Raw genomic sequence first — 23,062 nt, 5'->3', positions numbered from 1 at the left:
CCCTGTCATGACCGAATGAACAGAATGTAAAGTTAGATTGCGCTCAGCGAGGGTGGCGCGCGAGAACGAGAGATTTTCGTCAGAAGACGGGCTGATGGGGCCGCGCTCGCCACCCGCTGCATCGTGATCAAGAGAAGACCGGCAAGCACCGGCGCGGCAGCGTGAAGGCTGCTCATGGAGCTGGCCTGACAAGCCCAGGCACAGAATACGGAGTGCGCGGCATGGGGCGGGTCGTGATGCGCATGCGCGGGTTCGGTCTTCAGCATGAAGAGGCAGCCTGCTGTGCCCCACGCCAGCGCCGAGTAGAGCAGGACCATCCCAACCGCGACGACGGCACACCAACGCTTCATTTCATGCCTTCAAGAACATGCCGCACCAGGGCGACCGACTCTTCGCTGCCCCATGCCCGAGGTCCGACTGCGCGACCGATAGCCCGGCCGTCTTGCGTAAGCAGCACGGTGGTCGGCAAGCCGCGGACCATAAAGGATCGTGAAACATCTTCACGTTCATCGAACAGAACAGGCAGATCGATCCCCAGATGATGAAGAAACTGCTTGATGCCTTGTGGATGCATGTCCGTCGTGATGGTCACGACCTGAAACTGCGCGGGATCGAACCGCGATTGGAGTCCGGCGAGCGAAGGCATTTCCTCTTTACAAGGCCCGCACCACGTCGCCCAGAAGTTCAGGAGCACGACCTTCCCCGCCAGTTCTTCGGAGCGGATCGTTCCGCCATCGAGCCCCTGGAGATCAAACGCTGCGATCGGCTGACCAGCATGAATTCGAGTGACCCGCAGGGCCGCGAAAGGGTCGCTTGTTGCGGCCGCGGCATTATGGAACGAGCTACCGACTCCCAACAGAACCAGGCATCCTGCCGTCAGCCATCTCCGTAGCGCCGCGCGGATCTTACTGCCCATGGTCGTCGGTCCTCTCAAGTCCCTCGCTCTGTGGAGGGAACTGCAACGTTTGGGTCACAAGTCGATGGGCCGGCATGGCGTGTTCCTTCCAACCCATCACCACCGTTCCATGCCGATTGACCGCCACCGTCGGCGTCTGTCCATTTTTCTCGTTCAGCTTGATCGGCGCGTTGAACGACCGGCCACGATCGAGCGAAAAGCTGGCCACGACTTCCCGGCGAACAGGTGACTGTTCTTCCCAGACCACGGCAATCCGTCCTGCCGGATCGACCGCCATCTGCGGATGGTCGGGGAAGGTCCCCTTGGAACGGTTGAGCTGTTTCTTCGTTGAAAACGTCTTGCCCTGGTCGTCGGAATAGGCGAGGTAGATCGCGGGCGTCTCATCGGCCCCCTCCGTGTACCACGCCACGTACAGCCGCCCTTGCCGATCGACCGCGAGCGACGCCGGACGATGGGGGCAGGCCGGATACACCCATCGATCATTGCCGACCACGACCGAAGAAGAAAATGTTTCGCCGCCGTCCGTCGAGCGCGAGACGACGGTCTCGCGAATATGGCCTTCAAAAATCTTTCGCCACGCGACGTACACCACTCCGTCGGCGGATGTCGAGACCGCCGTCCTGCAGCAGACGCAGGTCTCGTCGTCGATCTTGAGGTTCTTCGCGATCGTGCGACCCTGATCCGTCGATCGTGCCACGAATGTTCCCGGTTCCTTTTTCCCTTCGCGGCCGTCGATCCAGGCCATGTGCACAACCCCATCCTGAGCGACCTGGACCGAGTCGAACGTGTGCTGCATGACTTGGCCGTCATCGTTCACGAGCACCGATGGCGCGAATGTCCGCCCTCCGTCGGTGGATCGACTGAGCCGCAGCTCGCCGGCGAACGGCTTCTCCGGCGTGATCTTCGGATGGGTCTGCGACCAGGTCACAAACACGTCGGTTCCGCGGACCGCCACGGCCGGAGATTCTTGACGATAATAGACATGCTCGATCGGCTGATTGACGGGGACGGGAGTTCCAAGGGGTCCACCGGCTTGTTCGGACCTTGCGAAGAAAATCGTGCGACTCTCTTTATCTTCTTCCACCCAGGCAGCCGAAACAAAACCCTGCTCATCAATCTGCACCGACGGGCCGACCACGCTTTTCACCTGGTGCACCGTCATCGTCTTGGGCCCCAGCCGGATGGCCGGCTCGAACGTCCCGGCCCACGCCGTGATCGCGACGAGCAATGGCGGCATCACAAGAAGTGCGGCAGCGAATCTCTTCATCGGTACCCCTTCATGATCATGAATCTATTCGAGTCCAGGACCTCAACATCTCTCACCCTTCAGTTTGCCAAGCTGTACACGATCGGAAGGCTCACGATGATCTGCGGCTTGCCGATCGCATGTTTCATATGGAGCGGACAGGCGAGTTTCACCGCCTCGATCGCCGCCGCATCGAGCGCGCTGTACCCGGAACTTTTCTGGACAAAGACGTCTGCCAAGTGGCCATCGGCACGGATGACGACCTTCACGATCACCTTTCCTTCCTGACTATTCATGCGGGCCGAATTCGGATAGCGCTTGAGCTCCGCCACCCGCCGCCAGAGCGACTCGGCCAGCCACTGATGATCGATTTTAGCTTCAGCGCTCGCTCCAGCAGACCTGATCACCTGTACCGGAGCGGCATCCACCCGATTATCCTGCGACGAAACGAGCGCGGGAGCCTCTTGAGTGCCAGGAGTTTCGGAGGCCGATTGAGGAGCTGGTGCGGCCGGCTCCTGCTGAACAGGGAGGGATTCGACCGGTTCGGGTGAAGCAGCCACGGCAACCGGTTCAGGCATCGGCTGAGCGATTTCGGCGATCGACCGCTCAACCGGCTCTTCACGTACCTGCGGACTCTCTACCTTTGATTCAATCGGTTGCACGGTTTCGATCGTCGGTCGTGATGGCTCGATCTTCCGCTCAATCGGCGTGACGGTCTGAGGCATCGCCGGCACCGATTTCGGTGGAGGTGGAGGCAGGACCTGAGCGGACGGTTGATGATGGGCCACAACCGACGGGACCCGCTCCGATTTCGATTCCGGTTTCGCCGCCTCTACCAATGCCACGTCCCACTGGAAGACTTCCTCAGGCAAGAGGGGTTGGACCTGCGTGACACACATCGCCGCCAACCCCACCGCGAGGCCATGCAAGGTCAGCGAGATTCCCCAGGCCGGGAAAAAGAACCGGTTGTCATCGACCGAGATCATCTCGCATGTCCTTCCGACGCGTCATAGACCGCCGCGCAATCTTCACGACACTCTCCTGGCAGGTCGCGGAACAACTCACTTTGGGCTCCAGCCCCGTCACAGATATTGAGGTGCACAGGATATCAACGCATCGCGCAGGATGCTCAAAAAGTGCGGGACGGAGGCCAAGGGAGGCGCGCCCCCGTCCCACGCTGGTCCGAGCCGGAGGGCAGCCTGCTCGGACAAGATACTCTTCTCGCAATCGATCATCGGTCCATCGATGGGCAGCCCATCGGACATTGAGAGATCCGATGGACTACCCGCTCCAAGCTTCCACTCGGACGAGTGGATCACCTTTAAGAGGTCGCTTGATTATTCGCGGCCGCTATACCCTCGTAGTAAAACAGGATGGCGCCCGGGTTAACCCCGACCACGAGGCTGTTGCCCTGGATCTGGTTATTGGCATTGATGAGGGTCACCGAGCCGGTCACCCCCGCCCCTCCGTTCGACACCAACACCGCGTTCGCCTGGCCGGCGCCCTGCACCAACACATCGAAATTGTGCGTGCCGGCTGGAGCCAGAGTGATTTCGGCTACCGACTGAAGCGCGGCGGGGAAGGCTGATGGGTTGAATACAAAGAGGCGATCCTTCTTCTGCGCAGCCTTTTGAGCGTCATTCCCCGTGTCGGTGTTTGACGCGAGCAAGTACATACGCTGCCCATCCGGCGTGAATTTGAACGTCGACGGAACGACATCCAGAAGATCAGGAAGATTGATAATGGTCAGCGTGCCCGAGCCGCTGAGATCGACCACCCCGAGCTTGCCGATGATGTGTTGGGCATCGGTAGTAAGATCGACCCCTCGGAGGAAAAGGAACCGGCCGTTCGGCGTGATCCCGTACGAGGTATAGGGCGTGCCGGCCAAGCTCAGCCTCCTGGTGATGGCCCCCTCATTATGGCCAGGCCCCAGCGCAACGAGCTTGGGATCGACCTCGACAAATTCGTTATAGCCTTCCTGGAAGCTATAAATCTTCCCCGTAAATGTTGACCAGCGGATGCCATGCGGGTGTGAGCCATTGCCCGTAAAGGGTGCGTTGAGAGCCTTGGCGCTTTCGTCGTCGCAGGCCGGGCCTGGAGGATTCAAGGCCGCCTGGCCGGCGTTCGTGCACAAATCAAGCCTGGCAACCATCTGACGATACGTAGGGGAAGTTGCACTCGTATTGTCGAGAAACGCCATCTGGCCGCCTTTTTCATTCGTAATCACCGTATATTTGGGAATAGTTGAATCGGTTGCTGTGGGTCGAGAAAACGCTGTGACGCCATGCCCGGCCGCAAGCGTGCACGTTGTCCCGACCACCGACGGAGGATTCCCGCCTGTTCCGAGATGAGAGTTGTGGAGGACCGTGACGGATGCGCCGACAGGGCAGCCGGCGTCGTTTCCGTTCGTCGCATCGCCATCGTTCATCGACCAGATGACCTCTCCATCGGTCTGATCACGATAGATATGCACAGGACGAGTCCCTACGGGGAGATTCGCTTCATGAATCGGCGTCGCTCCACTAAGGGGATCGATCGTGGAAATTTTTCCTCCTGCCGTGAGATTCATAAAGACCCAATCGCCGCTGGACACCTGCATATCTCCCAATGCATTGTTCTCGAATTCGCCTGCTGATCCCATTGTCGAAATGAGCTTTAGATTACCCTGCGTGTCCGTGCCGACGACCGACAGTGTGTTTTGATTGCCGACACCACTGTTCTTGACAAATGCGATCGGCCCTTGCAACGCCGCGCTGCCGCCCGAAGACGGGGCTGTTGTCGTGGATTCTCCTGAATTGCACGCCGCGAGACCGATCAGCGCAAGTCCCAACGCGCCGGTTGTGATACTGGATACATAGCTTCGTCGATTTAGAGCTTCCATGAACTGTTCCTTCCTCGTTAGTACCTATCGTCTTTTCACATTGAGGAGCGCAGCCCGCTCCCTCACTGCATCTGTGCTATGCGATCCGACGCGCGCCTTGTGGCGGGCCGCGAGGCGGGAAGTCCCCATCGGAGGCGGCATCTTGTCGGGGGATGACACCAAGGCTCCAGACGCGGCTCACGTGAGTATCGGCTGACAGTATCCCCTGTCCGCCGCCGCCTTGGATATCGAGCCCGCCGCAGTGCCACGCGCAATGAGTGTGACTGTGTTGACCGTTCTGCGTCTGCCCGCTCGGACAGTGGGACGCGGTCCATTGCGGCGTCAGATTCCCCTGCGTGACCGACAGCGATCCGGTCAACCACAGCACGGCGCAACAGCCGCTCAGCATCCGAGAAACTTGTCGTCGCGTCATTGTCGTCATGGCCGATTCGATCCCACTGTTCCCGCCGCCGTTCTAAGAAGAGCCCCCGAACAGTTGGAATGATTTCGTCACCCCGAAGATGTAGCTGATCTGTTGTTCCAGATTGCCGTTGAAGTCTCGATGGATGGGAATTTGCGCGATGAAATAGGCTGAGGCGAAGTTGAAGACGTTCACCATGATGCCCGGCGAATAGGCGACATAGGTCGAGCCGGTGGTCGGTATGGCCCGAAACTTGACCGCCGGATCGAGCAGTATGGGCGCGCCGCCCGGATTGAATTGAAACAGTGACGCGTCCATGGCGTCGTTCTGCAGCCATCGAAAATTGAACTGCTGCGTCAGCACCAACCAGGGAGTCTGCTCGAGCGGGATGATATTGACCCCCAAGCTCGCGTTGATTTCATCGCCGAACTTGTAGCCGTCGCTGTTCTTCGCCGTGTATCGATAACTCGCCGACGCGAACTGATTCACCCGATGGGGAATCAGCTCATAGGTCTGATAGAGCATGGGGACCACACCGACGTTCCCACGACCGATTTGGAGGGTCGATTCGGCCAACGTGTTTCCCTGGGCGAATCGACCATAACTGCCCGTCGGAAAATCAACCCCCACTCCTATGACGATCATGCTCCGCAAGGTGGGCAACACGTTGTATTTCAGGATGGCGCGAATATCGCCGAGTCCCCTCTCGCTGTAGGGCACCGGTGTAAGGCCTCCGATCTGCGCATCCGATTCCACATGCTTGTAGGGGATCGCCACTTGGATGCCTAGACGGTCGGTCAAGCCATAGTTGAGATCCAGCGTCGCGATGCGCGTCGTCGTCTCGATCCGGTTCACATCCAAGTTGGCAAGCGTGAGGGTTCTCCCGCCCTGATCGGCAAAGGGGATACGTCCGCCCTCGCCCGGGGGCGCTTCCATGGGGGTGACGTTGTAGATGGCGTTGACGGTCAACAGCCCTTTCATCGGCACTTGTTGTTGAGACCCGATCACCACAAAGCAACTGACCGAGCCGCATGACGCCTCGACCTGGGACGGGTTGAGCAGCGAGGCCACCATTCCGACGACACCACCGACAGCGAGAACACCGGACCAGACCATGCGCACCATGATTCCCAACTCTTTCTGTTCTTGTGACGCAGCGGAACCCGCACATCGGGTCCTGCCACGGGACACGGTTGTTAAGAATGCCCTCTGTGGGACGTTATGCGAGGAAACGAGGAGGACCGCGGAAGAAGTACGGGAGTGAAACCACACTGAGGGCTATGTCATAGGAAGGAATGGCGATCCATGCCAGAAGCTGAAGACCCGACACCAAATGAACGGCCGAGGAGCCGATCCCCACGCCGCCGGCGCATAGCCATGCACAGATGCCGGTCGAATGAGCGCCGGCCGCATGATCCGCATGGTGCTGCGCATGGCCGACGCTGGGAGCAGCCATGAACCCGCTCATCACCACAATGACGAGCAACAATCCCCAAACTATGGCGGGTCGTCTTGCGTTCATCGTCATGCCGTCTGGTCAGCGCAGAGAGGCCGCGTTCATCGATTCCGGTTTCTGGATCCGCGCCACCGTGTCGAGGATCACCTGCTCAGTCAACAGACCGCCCTTGATATATTCTTGAACGACGCCCTTTTCGTCAATAAACACGCTGACCGGCAACCCGAAGACCCCGAACTGGTTCGCCACTTTGTTGTCTCGATCCATCAACACCGGGAACGTATGACCGTGTTGCTTGATGTGCTCTCGCACTTTGGCCTCGTCTTCCAGTTCGTTGACCGCCAGCACCACGAAGCCCTTCTCGCGAAGTTTGTCATACGTGGCCTGCATCGCGGGCATTTCCGTCGTGCAGGGTTTGCACCAGGTCGCCCAGAAATTCACGAGCACGACCTTGCCTCGATACCGGCTGAGACTCTGCTGCGTGCCTTCCAAATCAACCAAACGAAAATCTTCGGCGGCCGTCCCGACCGCAGGGACCCGAGAACCCATCGCCCAGACCAGACCACCGCCGACCACGAGCGCGAAGCTGAGAACGAACAACCCAATTTTGGATGGATGGTGCTTTCTCGTCATTGTCATCTCCTTAGCCACCGTCATGGATTCGTCATGAGTCGCTTTTCATCTAACTGGAACGGCTTGATCACACCACAATAGTCAACAGTCCGGCTGAACTCGTCCCGCGCCAGACCATGTGAGCGTTTGTACCAAGCAACAGCGAGAATATGGAATGCGCAACCACCATGACGTCCAGGATTCCCTCTCCCAGGTACAACCTTGACTCGCCCACGGAACTAGGAACCGCCGCGTGGCGACGTAGACAAACTGCGCTGACTCACGCGGCGAAGGCTTATGATAAGGAAATGGATGGAGGAGCGCGGCTGGAACAGATACGCAGGGGTTCAGAAAAAAAGTCACTGGAATGAACGATCGAAACAAGAGCGATGGGGTTACGCTCGGCACGAATCAAGACCACTTCAGTGTTGAGGACCGTGCCGGCGGCGCACATCCAGGAACAGAGCAGTGTCCCGTGCGTGGCCGCTTGATGCTGCGCATGGTGTCCGGCATGTTCCGCGGATTGCGCTTGCGCCAGCCCGCCGACTGCCAACACACAGAGCACCAGGACAACGGAGAGGAACTTGCGGAACGTGTAGTCCATTGAAGACGCTTCCCGGAAAGACCGAATGTCGACCTAACCCTACATCACAGCAACAATTCTTGCAAATAGTAGGTGACCAGAACGACGCCTGTCAAGCCGGCGTGACGCCGCCGGAGAATCGCGGTAGGATTCACCGGACAGATGCTGTATACTTCCTGGATTATTTTCGGCGCCGACGCGCCTTCACCGACGACCTTGATCATCATCCTAATCGTCCTATGGTTACACAAGTCCTCAATCTGATCTTCGGCAGTAAAAACGACCGTGAAATCAAGACGCTGCGACCGATCGTGGAGCAGATCAACGGCTTGGAAGCTGGGCTCACGCCACTGTCCGATCAAGCCCTTGCCGACAAGACGCAGGACTTCAAGAAACGGCTGGAAGCCGGTCAGACGCTGGACGACATCTTGCCCGAAGCGTTCGCCGTCTGCCGGGAAATGTCCCGCCGCAAGCTCACTATGCGGCATTTCGACGTGCAGCTGATCGGCGGCATGATTCTCCACCGCGGCCGGATCGCCGAAATGAAAACGGGCGAAGGAAAAACACTCGTTGCGACCTTGCCGATCTATCTCAACGCGTTAGAAGGCAAAGGCGTCCATCTGGTCACCGTGAACGATTATCTCGCCAAACGTGACGCCCAGTGGATGGCTCAGCTGTACCACGCATTGGGGTTGTCCACGGGGATCATTCAGCACGACGCGTCGTTCATCTATGACCCGACCTTCGATGCATCCGACAAACGGCTGCAGCATCTTCGACCATGCACCAGGCCCGAAGCCTATCGCGCGGACATCACGTACGGCACGAACAATGAGTACGGGTTCGATTATCTGCGCGACAACCTGGTGGTCAACGATTTGCGTCAATGTGTCCAGCGCGAGCTGAATTTCGCCATCGTCGACGAAGTCGACAGCATTTTGATCGACGAAGCGCGGACGCCGTTGATCATCTCGGGTCCGACCGACCAGACCACCGACCTCTATTACCGAATCAACGCGATCATTCCGCAACTCAAGGCCGAAACAGACTACACCATCGAGGAGAAGACCAAGACCGCGTCACTGACGGAAGACGGCAATGTGCGCGTCGAAAAACTGCTCGGCGTGGACAACTTGTACGATCCGGCCCACATGGATATGGTCCATCATGTGGTGAAGGCGCTGCAGGCCTATACGCTGTATAAACGCGACGTCGACTATGTGGTGAAGGACGGCGAAGTCATCATCGTGGATGAGTTTACCGGGCGCTTGATGCCGGGCCGCCGGTGGAGCGATGGGCTGCATCAGGCCGTCGAAGCCAAAGAGGGCGTCAAGATCGCCAATGAGAATCAGACGCTCGCGTCCGTCACCTTTCAGAATTATTTCCGCATGTACAAAAAGCTCAGCGGCATGACCGGCACCGCGGATACGGAAGCGGCCGAATTCGCCAAGATCTACAACCTCGACGTCAACGTCGTGCCGACCAACCGCAAAATGATTCGGCAAGATTATGCCGACGTGGTGTATCGGACGGAGAAAGAAAAGTTTGCGGCGATCGTGGAAGAGATCAAGGAATGCCACGAGCGCGGCCAGCCGGTGCTCGTCGGGACCATTTCCATCGAGAAATCCGAAAAGATTGCGGGCCTCCTGAGCCGCAACGGCGTGAAACATAACGTGCTCAATGCCAAGCAGCATGAGCGGGAAGCCGAAATCGTCGCGCAAGCCGGACGCAAAGGCGCGGTGACGATCGCCACGAACATGGCCGGACGTGGCACCGATATTCTGTTGGGCGGCAATCCGGATTTCATGTACAAGCAAGTGCTCTATCGAGAGGAAAACATCGCCGAGAGCCGCAAGCTCGAAATCTATGAAGGCATCCGGTCCGACTGTGAGAAGGATAAGCAGGACGTCATCGCGGCGGGCGGGCTTCACATCCTCGGCACCGAACGGCACGAGAGCCGCCGGATCGACAATCAGCTTCGTGGACGGGCCGGTCGCCAGGGTGATCCCGGTACCTCTCGATTCTACCTGTCGCTCGAAGATGACCTGATGCGGATCTTCGCCTCCGAACGGGTTTCGCAGTTGATGCTGAAGCTCGGCATGGAAGAAGGCGTTCCCATCGAACACGGCATGGTGACCCGCGCCATCGCGAACGCGCAGAAAAAGGTCGAAGCCCATAACTTCGAAATCCGCAAACAGCTCCTCGAATACGATGATGTCATGAACAAGCAGCGCGAGGTGATCTATCGCCATCGCCGCGCCGTGCTGAGCGGAGAGAACTTGACCGCCGACCTCCATGACATGATGACCGGCTCGATCGAATCGACGCTGAACGTGTACTGCCCCGCTGAACAATATCCGGAAGAGTGGGACGTGAAAGGATTGACCGAGGTCATGCATGGTCAGTTCGGCCTCGACATCACGCACGGCAAGCAAGACGGCGGGGACTCGCTCCGCGATGTCGGGCGCGACGCATTGCTGGAGGATCTTCGGGCCCAGGTGCGAGAGGCCTACGCCAAAAAAGAAGAGGAGCTGGGAGCGGAGTTGATGCGTTTTCTCGAGAAAACGTTCATGCTCCAGGTCATCGATCATCATTGGAAGGATCATCTGTTGGCGATGGACCACCTGCGAGACGGCATCGGCCTTCGTGGTTACGGGCAGAAAGATCCATTGATTGAGTATAAACGCGAGGGGTTCGATCTGTTCGCCGGCATGATGGACCGAGTCAAATCCGACACACTTGACCGGCTCTTCCATGTGCAGGCCGTCCGGCACGAAGGAGAACAGCCGGCCACTCCGCCGCAACCGATCATTGCGCATCCGCCACCCAAACTCACCTTGAACCGCGGCGACGAACCGATCGCGGCGCACACCCCCGCCCAGCGGACAGAAAACAAGGTCGGCCGCAATGATCCCTGCCCCTGCGGCAGCGGCAAAAAATATAAGAAGTGCCACGGGACATAGAGGGAGAGGGTCGGGTGTGGGAGCTGGACCTTCAGCTCCGGCATGACTTGATCTGCTCCCACTGCAAGTGAACCGCTTCGCCCTTTCCAACCACGCCTTTGCCAAGCTGTCCACCATGAACTCACACTGCTTACACGCCATCCGTTGATCACGCAATACGCCGTAAAGACCGTCTGGCGGGACAGAAACGACCCACGGGCCGAGTCCTATCCGAGCGGAAGCCCTGCCCTTGGGACGAACACAACCCCTGCGTCGAGATGTGAACGTGCCATGGACACCGGCTCAGCCATGTTGTAACATTGTATAAACGGAGGTGCGAGATGATCAAAACCCTTCAGAAGCACGGCAACAGCATGGCGCTGGTCATCGAAAAGCCGATGATGGAAGCGCTTGGCATCAAGGAGAATACCCCGCTTCAACTCACCGTCAGCGGCAATGCGCTCGTCATCACGCCGGCCAATGTTGGAATCGGTCGAGAGGAGGTTGAGGTGTCGCTGAAAAAGATGCGTCGCCGGTACGGACCGATGCTCAAGCGATTGGCGGACTAACCGTGAAAGAAATTGTTTTTCTCAGTCCGGAAGACGTGCTGATCATTCACTCCAGCGCCATCGAACAAGAGGGCGGCATGGAAGGAATGAGAGATTACGGTCTTCTCGATGCAGCCGTCGCCATGCCTCGGCAACAATTCGGCGGATCGTATTTGCACGAGGACTTGGCCGCTATGGCTGCGGCTTATCTGTTCCACATCGCTCAAAACCACCCGTTCCTCGATGGAAATAAACGAGCCGCGGTAATGGCGGCGTTCGTCTTCCTCGATAAAAACGGCATCGAGCTGATGGTCTCTCCCCAAGACCTCGAAACCGTGACGCGGGGGGTCGCGGCCGGTGAGATGGCTAAGGATGAACTGAGCCGTTGGATGCGAAAGCAGACCGGCGGCGGCAACAGATAGGCTCCACGGGCCACACAACCGTATTCATGTTACTGGTCCGTGGGAATATATGCTCCCAACTTCCTAAGCTTGTCCAACTGGCATCCATCACCAGGCCCGGCTGAAGCAATTTTGAGACAAGTTCTACCCGGGAAATGCCACGAAGCGTACGACTATGTCGGACACAGCGGTTTCTGCTGTTTTGATCACAGCATCTATCGGGTGCAACACGTTGTGGGTCGGTTTGCCTATCCTGCATCTTCTGTAGCGAACCACAGCGTATCCGACAAAGGAGAATAAAAATCCCACGAGCATCGGTGGCGATGCCGTGGGCTCTGTTCGTCAAGAACGCTGGTCTCGAAAGCCCTATGAATATTCGACCCCTATACCAGAGATCAGACTGATGCAACGAGGCCAAAACCCATAGCCAGAGAGCCTGCCCCAAAGCCATCACGCATTGAAGACGTTCGAGCCCGATCACCCCTCACCTTATCGCGATCCGCGTTGACAGACGACGGTGAGCAGAAATCGATGCGCGAGTTCGATCCTGGGCGATAACCTTTGCCTATTCTTCCTTGTTCCGCCTTGACTTACCGCTCTTCCGAAGGCTACTCTACTTCCCCTTCGGCACCCAAAGATGGGCAGGCGCTGCCCATAGGCTAGGGGTGTCGCTTTTTTCATCTTGGATGGTGAATTTGGAGCTTTCCGTGAGCACAGGGCACCCGGAACTCGTTGCTACCATTGCCTCTGAGATCGCCGCTTCAGGCCCGATTCCATTCGTCCGTTTCATGGAATTGGCGCTGTACCATCCGCAATTCGGCTATTACATGCGTCCCGCTCAACCAGCCCAAGAACGGATCGGCTGGCGAGGGGATTTTTACACGAGCTCGGATGTCCATCCCATCCTTGGGCAAGCGCTGGCCGCACAAGCCGAACAGATGTACCGATTACTCGGCCAACCCCATCCCTTTACCATCGTTGAAATGGGGCCCGGCAAAGGTTTGCTGGCGAAGCACATTCTGGCAACCTGCGCGCATCGCTACCAATCGTTTTTTCAGCACCTTCGGTATGTCTTGATAGACCGAAGCCCCGCCATGCGCGAGGTGCAGCGCGCGAACCTGGCTTCTTGGCTGGATCGAGCAGCCCTCCTGACATGGGCGGACGATCTTCCCCATCTGACCCCTCATGGTCTGTCTGGGTTGCTCTTGAGCAATGAACTCGTCGATTCGTTTCCCGTCCACCGCGTTCAGGTCACGGCAGAGGGAATCAAGGAACTCTGGGTGGATTATCGGGACGGGCAGTTCATTGAATGTCTCAGACCGCTGTCCTCCACAACCCTCGCCGATCATCTGGACCGTTTGCGCGCTGAGTGGCCGGAAGGCTATCGAACCGAGATCAATCTCCGAGCCCTGGACTGGATGGAGCAAGTCGCTCGGCATCTGGATCGTGGCTTCGTGCTCACCCTTGATTACGGCCACACGGCCCAGGACCTCTATCGGCCGGATCGAAAGAACGGCACGTTTCTTTGTTACTTCCGGCAATCCGTCAACGAAGATCCGTTTCTGCGCATCGGCGACCAGGACATGACCGCCCATGTGGATTTTTCGTGCTTGGCGGCAACCGGCGAAGGACAGGGACTCCGGACGACCGGTTTCACGAACCAGATGAGTTTTCTCATGGGACTCGGCGCCGAACAGATGATCGCGGAGTTGGAACAGGACAGCCCGGCGTTCAACGCGGCCGTTCATCTGCTCAGACCGAATGGGATGGGCACGACGTTCAAGGTGCTCATCCAACACAAGGGCCTCGCGCGCCCTGAACTCGACGGTTTGCGGTACAAACCGTTCTTTGGTTCGGCGCTGACGACGCAATCTGCCGCATAAGGGATGTAGAATGATGTCATCTGCGTCATCCGGCGACGTTTCACGTTTCACGCTCGCCTCCCAGACTCGTCGATGCGGGCTTTGCGGGCGAAGTCTCGCCCAAGGCGGACGAAGCGGGTTTCACGCTTCACGCTTCACGCTTCACGCTTCACGGAGTTCCCATGGGTGACACAGCCGTTCCGGAAAACTATGTCCCGATCCTCATTTTCATCGGCGTGGGCATCGCCCTGGGGACGCTGACGCTCTTGCTCGGCTGGTTCGTCCGCCCGAATCAACCCTATCGGGCCAAATTGGCCCCCTACGAGAGCGGAAGCCCGCTGTTTCAGGACGCCCGCGTCCAGTTTCCGATGCGGTATTACATCATCGCGATGCTGTTTGTGATCTTCGATATTGAGATTGTCTTTATGTTTCCCTGGGCGGTTGCTTTCACCAGTCTCGGGCTGGTTGGATTAGTGGAGATGACCCTGTTCATCGCCATTCTGGTGGTGGGATTCTGGTACGCATGGAAAAAAGGAGCGCTGGAGTGGGATTAGTAAATACGTTAAACGATATTCGTGAATCGTTAAACGCAAGATCCGCACAACCACGATGAATGCCCTGTCGGTTAACGTGTAACGAATAACGATACATTATGAGTCTATTAGAACGGCAGTTTGACGCGAATATCGTGACGACGAATCTTGACGCGGTCGTCAACTGGGCCAGGAAGTCGGCGCTGTGGCCCATGACGTTCGGCCTGGCTTGCTGCGCCATCGAGATGATTGCGAGCGTCTCTTCCCGATACGACCTTGACCGCTTCGGCGCCGGGGTCTTTCGCGCCTCACCCAGGCAATCGGATCTCATGATCGTCGCGGGAACGGTCTCGCGCAAGATGGCCCCGGTCATTCGACGGATTTACGACCAGATGCCCGAGCCTCGATACGTGATCTGCATGGGCTCGTGCGCGACCTCGGGCAATCACTACAACAGCTACGCGGTCGTTCAGGGTGTGGATCAAATCATACCGGTCGACGTCTATGTACCCGGGTGTCCGCCGCGACCAGAGGCTTTGCTGGACGGACTCTTAAAGTTACAAGAGAAGATTCAGCGCGAAAAGGTATTTGTAAAGTAGTCATTTGGTCATTCGTCATTGGCGCGCGAGATTGGACATCACCACCAACCAGTGACCACTGACTACTGACCAGGCTTAAAACCATGCAATCCCTCACTGAAACCTTGCTGAAGAAGTTCCCCGAGGCGGTCCTTTCCGTCGATGTCGACACGGCTCGATCGGAAGTGACCGTTCATGTCGCTGCCCCAAGAATCTTGGAGATCGCCCGGTTTTTGCACGACGATCCCGAGGCTTGTTTTGACCATATCACCGATATCTGCTCCGCCGACTATCCGGCCGACCAGCAGCGGTTTGAGGTCATCTATCTTTTATTATCGCTTCCCCACGGCAAACGAATCCGCCTGAAAGCGCGGATCACCGAAGACAACCCGTCGCTGGATTCCGTCACGAGCGTCTGGCGCGGCGCGGCATTCCTGGAGCGGGAAGTGTACGACATGATGGGGATCCGGTTCACAGGCCACCCGGACCTGCGCCGCATCCTCCTGCCGGAAGACTACGCGGAAGGCTATCCGTTACGGAAGGATTTCCCGACGGAAGGCCGTGGCTGGCGCAGTCAGTTCGACTTTATTCCTCGTCTTGATGAGCCGCCGATCGAGCAGGTCGACAGTGAAGTCTCCGCGGCTGAAAGGAAGTTGTTCCTGTTGGAGCCGAACGGCTCTTCGTCAAACCGGCGGGAAGAACTGTTGCTGAATATGGGCCCGCAACATCCAAGCACGCATGGAGTCGTGCGGGTTGTCCTGGAGCTGGATGGAGAACGGATCGTCAAGGCCACGCCGGATCTCGGCTATCTCCATCGGGGAGTCGAGAAATTAGCCGAAGGTCTGGCCTACATGCAGATCATCCCCCATACCGACCGCCTCGACTATGTCTGCGCCATGGCGAACAACTATGCCTATGTCCGAGCCGTCGAGAAGCTCCTCGATATCACCGTGCCTGAACGAGCGGAGTATGTCCGCACCATTGTCGCGGAGATGCAGCGCATTCTGGGTCATCTGTTCTGGTTGGGCGCGCAGGCCCTGGATATCGGCGCCATGACGGTCTTCTTCTGGACGTTTCGAGAGCGGGAAACCCTGCTCGACATGTTCGAACGGCTGTGTGGGGCCAGACTGACCTTGAATTATTACCGGATCGGCGGCGTGGATAGCGACTTCACTCCGGAGTTAGTGGACCGCCTGAAAGCCTTTCTCGAAACCTTCCCGCAGAAGGTGGACGAGTACGATTCGCTGCTCGCGGGCAATCGGATTTGGCTGGGACGAACGAAGCATGTCGCCGTCATCTCCGGAGAGGATGCCATCAATTTCGGCATGACCGGCCCTGCCTTGCGGGGATCCGGCGTGTCTTATGATGTACGTAAACTCGAGCCCTACGGCGTCTACCACAAAGTGGACTGGGAAGTGCCGGTCGGAAAAAACGGCGACACGTATGATCGCTATTGGATTCGTGTCGAGGAGATGCGCCAGAGCGCGCGGATCATTTCACAATGTCTCGATCAGATGCCGCCCGGGCCGATCATCGCCGATATCCCGCAATACATTCCTCCGCCCAAACCGCAAGTGATGCGCGACATGGAGAGCTTGATTCACCATTTCATTATTTTTACGCAAGGGTTCAAGCCGCCGAAGGGGGAAACCTATTGCGCGACCGAAGCGCCGAAGGGGGAATTGGGATTTTTCATCATCAGCGACGGATCTCCACGCCCGTATCGGTTGAAAATTCGCTCGCCCTCCTTCATCCACATGGGTGCATTCGACCATATGGCGCGCGGTTACCTGATTTCCGACATCATCACGATTTTCGGCACCTACGATGTGGTCATGGGGGAATGCGATCGGTAAGGACGTTACACGTGAATCGTTATTCGTTAAACGCAAGAATCGACTACATTCCGGCGATTAACTTTTAACGAATAACGAAATGACAAGGTGGTCCAGTGTTGCAAGACAAATATAAGGACGAAATAGCCGAGATCTTATCGCGCTATCCGGTCAAGCGCTCCGCGTTGATCCCACTCCTCTATGTCGCGCAGCGTGACCAGGGCTATGTGACCGAATCGGCCATGCAAGAGATCGCGCATCTGCTCAGGCTGACGCCTCCGCAGGTCTATGAAACGATCACCTTTTACACGATGTTCAACCTGAAGCCGGTGGGCAAATTCCACATTCAGGTGTGCAAATCCCTCATGTGCGCCCTGGTCGGATCGGATACGGTGATCGAATGGATCAAGGCGAAGCTGGGGATCGCCCCGGGTGAATCGACGGCGGACGGACTGTTCAGCCTCACCGCGGTGGAATGTTTGGCCGCGTGCGGGACCGGGCCCATGATGCAGATCAACGAGGACTATTACGAGCAACTGACCGAGGACAAACTGGACCGCATTTTGGCCGATCTGCGCTCGACCGGAACCAGCCGGCTGAAGAGCGGTCCGTTTATGTGGCCCTTGCCGGTGAACGTTGAACGTTAATCGTTATTCGTTAAACGAGGGACTACATACGTCAAAAGATAAACCATAACCGTTCGAACCTTTGAAGGTCTTGATGTCTGGAAGGTTTGTCGGGAGTTATGTATCAGACTTTCGAATTTGGCTGAAACTTTTCCAAAGGATGAAAAAATCGGCTGACTGATCAACTCATTCGTGCTTCTCGTTCCGTAACTGCCAACTTGGCAGAAGGATATGGTGGCTTCCATTACTCAGAAAATGCTCAGTTTGCAAGGCAGGCCCGTGGATCATTGTATGAAATTCTAGATCATTTAATCGCATGCAAAGATGAGAAGATTATTGAAGAAGAAAGCTTTGATCGGATTCGAGGCGACATCTTGAGAGCCATTACCATCGTGAACGGTTTTATCAGGTATCTTAAGTCTGCGAAGTCAAAGTCAGCTTCTGGCGATTGACGGTTAACGATTAACGCATATGGCGAAACACGAACTGATCCTGCTCAAAAATATGTCGCAACCCGGCTATACCGGGTCGCTGTCTGACTATGAGAAGACCGGAGGCTATCAAGCCTTGCGCAACACGCTCGGGAAAATCACCCCGGCAGACGTGACGACGATCGTCCGAAAATCGGGTCTGCGCGGCCGAGGCGGCGCAGGCTTCCCGACCGGCGTGAAATGGGGATTTCTACCGAAAGACTATCACGGCCCCCGATATCTGTGCTGCAACGCCGACGAGAGCGAGCCCGGTACGTTCAAGGATCGTCAACTCATGGAGCGGGACCCTCATCAAGTATTGGAAGGCATCGTATTGGCCTGCTATGCCATCGGCGCGGAATCCGCCTACATCTATATCCGCGGGGAAATGGTCTTGGGCTCAAAGATCTTGGAACAGGCCATCGGCGAAGCGAGAGCCGCCGGATATATCGGAAAGAACATCCTCGGCACAGGCATCAACGCGGACGTGTGGGTGCATCGGGGAGCGGGCGCCTATATCTGCGGCGAGGAAACGGCCCTCCTGGAATCACTCGAAGGCAAACGCGGACTCCCCCGCATCAAGCCGCCGTTTCCAGCCACGCATGGGCTCTATAATAAGCCGACCGTGGTCAATAACGTCGAGACGCTGGCGAACCTCCCCCACATCGTTACCCGAGGCCCCGAATGGTTTGCGGCGATCGGTTCGCCGCCGAAGAGCACCGGCACCAGGGTCTTCTGCGTCAGCGGGCATGTGAAACGACCGGGCAACTATGAAGTTCCGATGGGAATGACGGTCCGCGAATTGGTGTATGAGTACGCTGGCGGCATGCGATCCGACAAGCCGATGAAGGCCTTTATTCCAGGTGGAGCATCGGCGCCTTTTCTGACGCCGGCCCATCTCGACGTAAAACTGGATTTCGAGCACGTGGCGGCGGCGGGATCGATGTTGGGATCAGGGGGCGTGACGGTCATGGAAGAGGGCACCAGCATGGTCTGGGCCGCGCTTCGGCTCATGGAATTTTTCTACCATGAGTCCTGCGGGAAATGCAGCCCTTGCCGAGAAGGCAGTTCCTGGCTCGTCCAGACACTCCGTCGAATTTTGGCGAAGCGAGGTCGGATGGAGGACCTTGAAACCTTGTTGGATCTATGCAAAAACATCGCAGGCCGCACCGTCTGTGCCTTCGGCGACGCGGAAGTCGCGCCGATCCAGAGCACGCTGAAGCATTGGCGGCAGGAATACGTCGACCTCATCAATGAAGCAGAAGCGGCGAATTTGATCATGCCGGGGCAAGTGGGAATAAGACGTTAATCGTGAATCGTTATTCGCAAGAATCATGTTTAACGGTTAACGTTTAACGAATACTGGAGAGCATGGCAGACACAGCAATACCAACTGTGCGCATCACGATCGACGGGATGACGGTCAACGTCCCCAAAGGCACATTGGTGATCGAAGCGGCCCGTCGCGTCGGTGTCATGATTCCGCATTTCTGCTATCACCCGAAACTCAAACCCGACGCCAATTGCCGCATGTGCCTGGTCGAAATCGAAAAGATGCCCAAGCTTCAAACGGCCTGCAGCACGCCGGCCGACGAAGGAATGAGCGTACGCACCGCCACCACGGTGGTCGACGACGCCCATAAATCGGTGCTCGAGTTCATTCTTGCCAATCATCCGCTGGACTGTCCGGTCTGCGATCAAGGGGGGAAGTGCGACCTTCAAGACTTTTCGCACCAGTACACCGCCACCAGCCGGTTCGTTGAAACCAAGCGCATCTTCCAAAAGGAGTATTTCAGTCCGCTGATCGAAACGCAGATGAATCGCTGCGTCCAATGCCTCCGCTGCGTCCGGTACTGCGATGAAGTCATGGACGTCAAGGCGTTGGCGCCGGTCGGTCGCGGCACCATGACGGAAATCAAGCACTTCGGCTCCCACCCGCTCGATTGTGAGTTCTGCGGGGGCTGCGTGCAGATCTGTCCGGTCGGAGCGATTACCAGCCGACTGTCCATGTACGAGTACCGGCCCTGGATGCTGAAACGAGCCGAAACCATCTGCGGGTACTGCGGCGATGGGTGTCAGATCACCGTGCAGACGAAGGGGCAGGAACTCATTGAAGTGAATTCGGCGCATGGAGCGGGACGCAACAACGGCGATCTGTGTGCCCGGGGGTTTTTTGGATTCCATGCGGCCAGCCACCCCGATCGCCTCACTCACCCGCTCATACGGCGTGATGGCGCGCTCGTGCAAGCGACCTGGGAAGAAGCTCTGGAGTATGTCGCAAGCCGTGTCGGCGAAATTAAAGCCGCCCATGGGGGACAGAGTTTCGGAGGCTTGATTTCCGGACGCTGCACCAATGAAGAATTGTACCTGTTCCAGAAGTTTCTTCGCGTGGCCGTCGGCACCAACCATATCGACAGCAGCGCCCGCTATGGCCATGTCAACGGCCTGCATGCCATGCGACTCGTGCAGGGGACGCATCGGTGGACCGTCACCTTCGACGACATCCTGGACGCGGATGTCCTGCTCCTCGTCGGGACGAACATCACCGAGACCAATCCCATCACCGGTCTCAAGGTGAAAGAGGCGGTGAAGAAACGTCGGGCGACGCTGATTACGATCGAGTCGTTGGAGCCAGTCGTCGACACGATCAGCAACATCGCCAATCTCTCGCATCATCATTTCCGCATCCCGACCAGCGACACGCACCATGCGATCGTCGGCCTGGTGAAGGCCGTCGTCGAACAGAATTTGATCCACCCTGATCTTGCGCAACGGCATCCGTCCTACGTCCAGGCCATGACGAGCGCGCTGCAACAGATCTCTTGGCAGGACCTCCAAGCGGCGACCGGGATCGAGCCGGATGCGTTTGCGCGGGCCGCGGCGGCGGCGGCAGGAGCGCGCCGAGTCGTCATCCTGGCCGGTCAGCCCCTATTGCGAAGCGACCATGGCTACCGCGGATGTTTGACCCTCCTCGATCTGCTTCTCCTGACCGGGAAGTTGGAGGAGCCCGGCTGTGGCTTTGCGCCGCTCGCCGAAGAAAACAACGACCAGGGCGCGGTCGAAATGGGAACCATCGCCGAATTTCTTCCCGGCGCGCATCCCCTCGCCAGCGACACGGAGCGCGAGAGGATCGCAACGCAATGGAAAAGCGAACTTCCGACCGAGAGAGGGGCTTCCCTCATCGAGATGTTGAAGCGAGCCAAGGCCGGATCACTCAAGGCGATGTTCATCGTCGGAGAGAATCCGGTCGGAAGCCTCCCTGCGGCGATACATGCCGAGGCCTCGCTGCGCGCTCTCGATCTCCTGGTGTGCCAAGAGCTGTTTTTGACGGAGACGGCCGCCTTGGCCCATGTCGTGTTGCCGGTCGCGTCTTCTCTGGAAAAACACGGAACATTTACCAATACCGAGGGACATGTGCAGGCCGTTCGCCCGGCGATCGAGCCTGTCGGAGAGAGTCGCCCCGACTGGGAAGTCTTTTCCGCGCTTTCCATCTTATTGAACTCACCCATGGAATATGCCGAGAGCAAAGAGATTCTCAAGGAAATCCGAAGCCTCATACCTGGCTACGGCTCGCTGGGGCCGGCGCCGTTGCCGCCCAAAGTGGATCGCTCGGCCGTGGACCGCTATCTCACCGCCGGATATCAGCGCGACCTCGCCACGAGGTACCGCCCGATCCCACGAACGCCCAGACCGGACGGCACCGTGCGGCTGGAATTGTCGCAGAGCCTGTTCCACTCAGGAAAATTGTCCACGCGCTCGAAAGGGCTGTTACAAATCGAGGGCAGCGGCCGGCTCCGCATCAATCCGCTCGATGCCGCGCGCTTTACCTTATCGAACGGCGACCGCGTCCGCCTCTCCAGCACTTCCGGAGAAATGACCACCGAGGTCAAAATTATGGAACGGGTCCCGCAAGGAACGGCATGGTTCCCCTCTCACTTTGGTCAACAGGCCGTCCAACTATTTGAATGCGCTGTCGATCCGATCACCCATGCGCCGTCGTTCCGGACGGCGACGGTGTCCATCATGAAGGTGGCGTGATGACTCTTTTTCAACGCGGATCACTGTGCTAATCGAGGAGTCCTATCGTGACTGAATTCGGATTGCGTCTCGCTATCTCCCTGACCCAGATCGCCGCGGTCATGGGCATCGTAGTCATCACTGTGCTCATCCTCACCCTTGCGGAACGAAAAGTCCTCGGCTGGATGCAGGACCGCATGGGTCCGATGGAAGTAGGACCTTACGGCATTCTCCAACCGTTTGCGGATGCCATCAAGCTCTTCTTCAAGGAAGACATCATCCCCGCCGGGGCCAACAAGTTCCTGTTCACGATGGCTCCGATCCTGTGTTTGATTCCCGCGTTCATCGGATTTGCCGTCATCCCGTGGGGCCCCAATCAGACGTTCGAGGTCGGCGGCATCACCGTGAGGCCGTTTGTCGTCAGCGACATCAATATCGGCATTCTGTACATCCTAGCCTTCGCGTCGCTCGGCGCCTACGGCATCATCCTGGGGGGATGGGCGTCCAACAGCAAATACTCGTTGCTCGGCGGGCTCCGATCGGCGGCGCAGATCATCAGTTATGAGCTCAACGTGGGACTGTCCATCGTCGGCGTGTTGATTCTGGCCGGCACGCTCAGCCTGGTGAAAATCACCGACGCCCAGGCCGGAGGCTTTTGGAATTGGTATCTCTTCGCGCTGCCGGCCCCGCAAATTTTCGCGTTCGTCATCTACGTGATCTCGGCGGTGGCGGAAACCAACCGAGTCCCGTTCGACCTGCCGGAGGCGGAAAGCGAGCTCGTCGCCGGCTTCTTCACTGAATACAGCGGCCTCCGATTCGCATTCTTTTTCCTCGCCGAGTACGCCAACATGGTGTTAGTGTCCTGCGTGGCGGCCGCGCTGTTCCTCGGCGGATGGAACGCCCCGTACCCGGGAACGATTATGGCGCTCCTCGGCCTGCCGTCCTTGGCCTGGGTCGAGAACACCATGTGGTTCGCGGTCAAGACGTACTCGTTCTTGTTCCTCTTTTTCTGGCTGCGAGCCACGCTGCCGAGACTGCGCTACGATCAATTGATGAGGTTCGGCTGGAAGGTGCTGTTGCCCATCGCGTTGGGAAACATCGTCGTGACGGCCCTCGCGGTGTTTTTCTACCAACAGATGAAATAGCGGGCGAGATC

At 57.8% G+C, this 23,062-nt stretch carries 23 protein-coding genes; 12 read left to right on the top strand and 11 right to left on the bottom strand.

Annotated features, from left to right (window positions below):
* Positions 1–32: 32 nt before the first annotated feature.
* From COMA2_RS10150 to COMA2_RS20180, 11 genes are all read right to left on the bottom strand, one after another.
* Complete coding sequence (locus COMA2_RS10150) at positions 33–350, bottom strand: hypothetical protein (RefSeq protein WP_090897281.1); 318 nt, start codon at positions 348–350, stop codon at positions 33–35.
* Positions 347–916, bottom strand: coding sequence for a TlpA family protein disulfide reductase (locus tag COMA2_RS10145; protein WP_090897278.1), 570 nt, complete (start codon positions 914–916; stop codon positions 347–349). The genes COMA2_RS10150 and COMA2_RS10145 overlap by 4 nt, the downstream gene beginning before the upstream one ends.
* Complete coding sequence (locus COMA2_RS10140) at positions 906–2,183, bottom strand: sialidase family protein (RefSeq protein ID WP_090897275.1); 1,278 nt, start codon at positions 2,181–2,183, stop codon at positions 906–908. Before COMA2_RS10140 ends, COMA2_RS10145 begins: the two co-directional genes overlap by 11 nt.
* 59 nt (positions 2,184–2,242) lie before the next feature.
* Positions 2,243–3,148 carry an energy transducer TonB gene (locus COMA2_RS10135; RefSeq protein WP_090897273.1) on the bottom strand — a complete coding sequence of 302 codons (906 nt, stop codon included), beginning with the start codon at positions 3,146–3,148 and terminating at the stop codon, positions 2,243–2,245.
* 335 nt (positions 3,149–3,483) lie between these two features.
* On the bottom strand, positions 3,484–5,043 hold the full coding sequence (locus tag COMA2_RS10125; RefSeq protein ID WP_090897268.1) for a hypothetical protein: 1,560 nt from the start codon (positions 5,041–5,043) through the stop codon (positions 3,484–3,486).
* 76 nt (positions 5,044–5,119) lie between these two features.
* Positions 5,120–5,464 (bottom strand): hypothetical protein, encoded by a 345-nt coding sequence (locus tag COMA2_RS10120; protein WP_090897265.1) that lies wholly within the window; start codon positions 5,462–5,464, stop codon positions 5,120–5,122.
* 33 nt (positions 5,465–5,497) lie between these two features.
* Positions 5,498–6,568: a transporter gene (locus COMA2_RS10115; RefSeq protein WP_090897263.1), complete on the bottom strand. Its 1,071-nt coding sequence runs from the start codon at positions 6,566–6,568 to the stop codon at positions 5,498–5,500.
* 94 nt (positions 6,569–6,662) lie between these two features.
* A complete protein-coding gene (locus tag COMA2_RS10110; RefSeq protein ID WP_139077245.1) occupies positions 6,663–6,965 on the bottom strand; it encodes a hypothetical protein in 303 nt (100 codons plus the stop codon).
* 15 nt (positions 6,966–6,980) lie between these two features.
* Positions 6,981–7,532, bottom strand: coding sequence for a peroxiredoxin family protein (locus tag COMA2_RS10105; RefSeq protein WP_175304520.1), 552 nt, complete (start codon positions 7,530–7,532; stop codon positions 6,981–6,983).
* A 274-nt stretch (positions 7,533–7,806) separates the two neighbouring features.
* Positions 7,807–8,115 carry a hypothetical protein gene (locus COMA2_RS10100; protein WP_090897256.1) on the bottom strand — a complete coding sequence of 103 codons (309 nt, stop codon included), beginning with the start codon at positions 8,113–8,115 and terminating at the stop codon, positions 7,807–7,809.
* A 44-nt stretch (positions 8,116–8,159) separates the two neighbouring features.
* A complete protein-coding gene (locus COMA2_RS20180; protein WP_175304519.1) occupies positions 8,160–8,321 on the bottom strand; it encodes a hypothetical protein in 162 nt (53 codons plus the stop codon).
* A gap of 12 nt (positions 8,322–8,333) precedes the next feature.
* Here COMA2_RS20180 and secA point away from each other — a divergent pair, with 12 nt between their 5' ends.
* The 12 genes from secA to nuoH all read left to right on the top strand — a co-directional run bounded on the left by secA (position 8,334) and on the right by nuoH (position 23,051).
* Positions 8,334–11,057 carry a preprotein translocase subunit SecA gene (secA, locus tag COMA2_RS10095; protein WP_090897255.1) on the top strand — a complete coding sequence of 908 codons (2,724 nt, stop codon included), beginning with the start codon at positions 8,334–8,336 and terminating at the stop codon, positions 11,055–11,057.
* 320 nt (positions 11,058–11,377) lie between these two features.
* The gene (locus COMA2_RS10090; RefSeq protein ID WP_090897252.1) at positions 11,378–11,605 is read left to right on the top strand and encodes an AbrB/MazE/SpoVT family DNA-binding domain-containing protein; all 228 of its coding nucleotides are present in this window, start codon (positions 11,378–11,380) and stop codon (positions 11,603–11,605) included.
* A gap of 2 nt (positions 11,606–11,607) precedes the next feature.
* Complete coding sequence (locus tag COMA2_RS10085; protein ID WP_090897249.1) at positions 11,608–12,006, top strand: type II toxin-antitoxin system death-on-curing family toxin; 399 nt, start codon at positions 11,608–11,610, stop codon at positions 12,004–12,006.
* Between the two features lie 686 nt (positions 12,007–12,692).
* Positions 12,693–13,868 carry a class I SAM-dependent methyltransferase gene (locus COMA2_RS10080; RefSeq protein ID WP_175304518.1) on the top strand — a complete coding sequence of 392 codons (1,176 nt, stop codon included), beginning with the start codon at positions 12,693–12,695 and terminating at the stop codon, positions 13,866–13,868.
* A gap of 161 nt (positions 13,869–14,029) precedes the next feature.
* A complete protein-coding gene (locus COMA2_RS10075) occupies positions 14,030–14,401 on the top strand; it encodes an NADH-quinone oxidoreductase subunit A (RefSeq protein ID WP_090897244.1) in 372 nt (123 codons plus the stop codon).
* 98 nt (positions 14,402–14,499) lie between these two features.
* On the top strand, positions 14,500–14,979 hold the full coding sequence (locus COMA2_RS10070; RefSeq protein ID WP_090897242.1) for an NADH-quinone oxidoreductase subunit B: 480 nt from the start codon (positions 14,500–14,502) through the stop codon (positions 14,977–14,979).
* An 83-nt stretch (positions 14,980–15,062) separates the two neighbouring features.
* Positions 15,063–16,814: an NADH dehydrogenase (quinone) subunit D gene (gene nuoD / locus COMA2_RS10065; RefSeq protein ID WP_090897241.1), complete on the top strand. Its 1,752-nt coding sequence runs from the start codon at positions 15,063–15,065 to the stop codon at positions 16,812–16,814.
* Positions 16,815–16,909: 95 nt separating this feature from the next.
* A complete protein-coding gene (locus COMA2_RS10060) occupies positions 16,910–17,440 on the top strand; it encodes a complex I 24 kDa subunit family protein (RefSeq protein ID WP_090897238.1) in 531 nt (176 codons plus the stop codon).
* Between the two features lie 197 nt (positions 17,441–17,637).
* The gene (locus COMA2_RS21090) at positions 17,638–17,871 is read left to right on the top strand and encodes a four helix bundle protein (RefSeq protein WP_342672610.1); all 234 of its coding nucleotides are present in this window, start codon (positions 17,638–17,640) and stop codon (positions 17,869–17,871) included.
* A gap of 19 nt (positions 17,872–17,890) precedes the next feature.
* Positions 17,891–19,198: an NADH-quinone oxidoreductase subunit NuoF gene (gene nuoF, locus COMA2_RS10050; protein ID WP_090897235.1), complete on the top strand. Its 1,308-nt coding sequence runs from the start codon at positions 17,891–17,893 to the stop codon at positions 19,196–19,198.
* 62 nt (positions 19,199–19,260) lie between these two features.
* Positions 19,261–21,927 (top strand): NADH-quinone oxidoreductase subunit NuoG, encoded by a 2,667-nt coding sequence (nuoG, locus tag COMA2_RS10045; protein ID WP_090897232.1) that lies wholly within the window; start codon positions 19,261–19,263, stop codon positions 21,925–21,927.
* Between the two features lie 47 nt (positions 21,928–21,974).
* On the top strand, positions 21,975–23,051 hold the full coding sequence (gene nuoH, locus COMA2_RS10040; protein WP_090897229.1) for an NADH-quinone oxidoreductase subunit NuoH: 1,077 nt from the start codon (positions 21,975–21,977) through the stop codon (positions 23,049–23,051).
* The last annotated feature ends 11 nt before the right edge of the window (positions 23,052–23,062 follow it).

This window comes from Candidatus Nitrospira nitrificans (genome assembly GCF_001458775.1).
Classification (GTDB): Bacteria; Nitrospirota; Nitrospiria; order Nitrospirales; family Nitrospiraceae; genus Nitrospira_D; species Nitrospira_D nitrificans.
The sequence above is the reverse complement of the archived record's forward strand: the minus strand, read 5'-3'. Positions and strand labels throughout refer to the sequence as shown.

Excerpts from the sequence above, each read along its gene's own strand:
- nuoF (WP_090897235.1), top strand. The coding sequence starts at position 17,891 with ATGGCGAAACACGAACTGATCCTGCTCAAAAATATGTCGCAACCCGGC.
- COMA2_RS10145 (WP_090897278.1), bottom strand. The coding sequence starts at position 916 with ATGGGCAGTAAGATCCGCGCGGCGCTACGGAGATGGCTGACGGCAGGA.
- COMA2_RS10070 (WP_090897242.1), top strand. The coding sequence starts at position 14,500 with ATGAGTCTATTAGAACGGCAGTTTGACGCGAATATCGTGACGACGAAT.
- nuoG (WP_090897232.1), top strand. The coding sequence starts at position 19,261 with ATGGCAGACACAGCAATACCAACTGTGCGCATCACGATCGACGGGATG.
- secA (WP_090897255.1), top strand. The coding sequence starts at position 8,334 with ATGGTTACACAAGTCCTCAATCTGATCTTCGGCAGTAAAAACGACCGT.
- COMA2_RS10115 (WP_090897263.1), bottom strand. The coding sequence starts at position 6,568 with ATGGTGCGCATGGTCTGGTCCGGTGTTCTCGCTGTCGGTGGTGTCGTC.
- COMA2_RS10075 (WP_090897244.1), top strand. The coding sequence starts at position 14,030 with ATGGGTGACACAGCCGTTCCGGAAAACTATGTCCCGATCCTCATTTTC.
- COMA2_RS10140 (WP_090897275.1), bottom strand. The coding sequence starts at position 2,183 with ATGAAGAGATTCGCTGCCGCACTTCTTGTGATGCCGCCATTGCTCGTC.
- COMA2_RS10120 (WP_090897265.1), bottom strand. The coding sequence starts at position 5,464 with ATGACGACAATGACGCGACGACAAGTTTCTCGGATGCTGAGCGGCTGT.
- COMA2_RS20180 (WP_175304519.1), bottom strand. The coding sequence starts at position 8,321 with ATGATGATCAAGGTCGTCGGTGAAGGCGCGTCGGCGCCGAAAATAATC.
- COMA2_RS10110 (WP_139077245.1), bottom strand. The coding sequence starts at position 6,965 with ATGAACGCAAGACGACCCGCCATAGTTTGGGGATTGTTGCTCGTCATT.
- COMA2_RS10135 (WP_090897273.1), bottom strand. The coding sequence starts at position 3,148 with ATGATCTCGGTCGATGACAACCGGTTCTTTTTCCCGGCCTGGGGAATC.
- COMA2_RS10125 (WP_090897268.1), bottom strand. The coding sequence starts at position 5,043 with ATGGAAGCTCTAAATCGACGAAGCTATGTATCCAGTATCACAACCGGC.
- COMA2_RS10100 (WP_090897256.1), bottom strand. The coding sequence starts at position 8,115 with ATGGACTACACGTTCCGCAAGTTCCTCTCCGTTGTCCTGGTGCTCTGT.
- nuoD (WP_090897241.1), top strand. The coding sequence starts at position 15,063 with ATGCAATCCCTCACTGAAACCTTGCTGAAGAAGTTCCCCGAGGCGGTC.
- COMA2_RS10105 (WP_175304520.1), bottom strand. The coding sequence starts at position 7,532 with ATGACGAGAAAGCACCATCCATCCAAAATTGGGTTGTTCGTTCTCAGC.
- COMA2_RS10150 (WP_090897281.1), bottom strand. The coding sequence starts at position 350 with ATGAAGCGTTGGTGTGCCGTCGTCGCGGTTGGGATGGTCCTGCTCTAC.
- COMA2_RS10090 (WP_090897252.1), top strand. The coding sequence starts at position 11,378 with ATGATCAAAACCCTTCAGAAGCACGGCAACAGCATGGCGCTGGTCATC.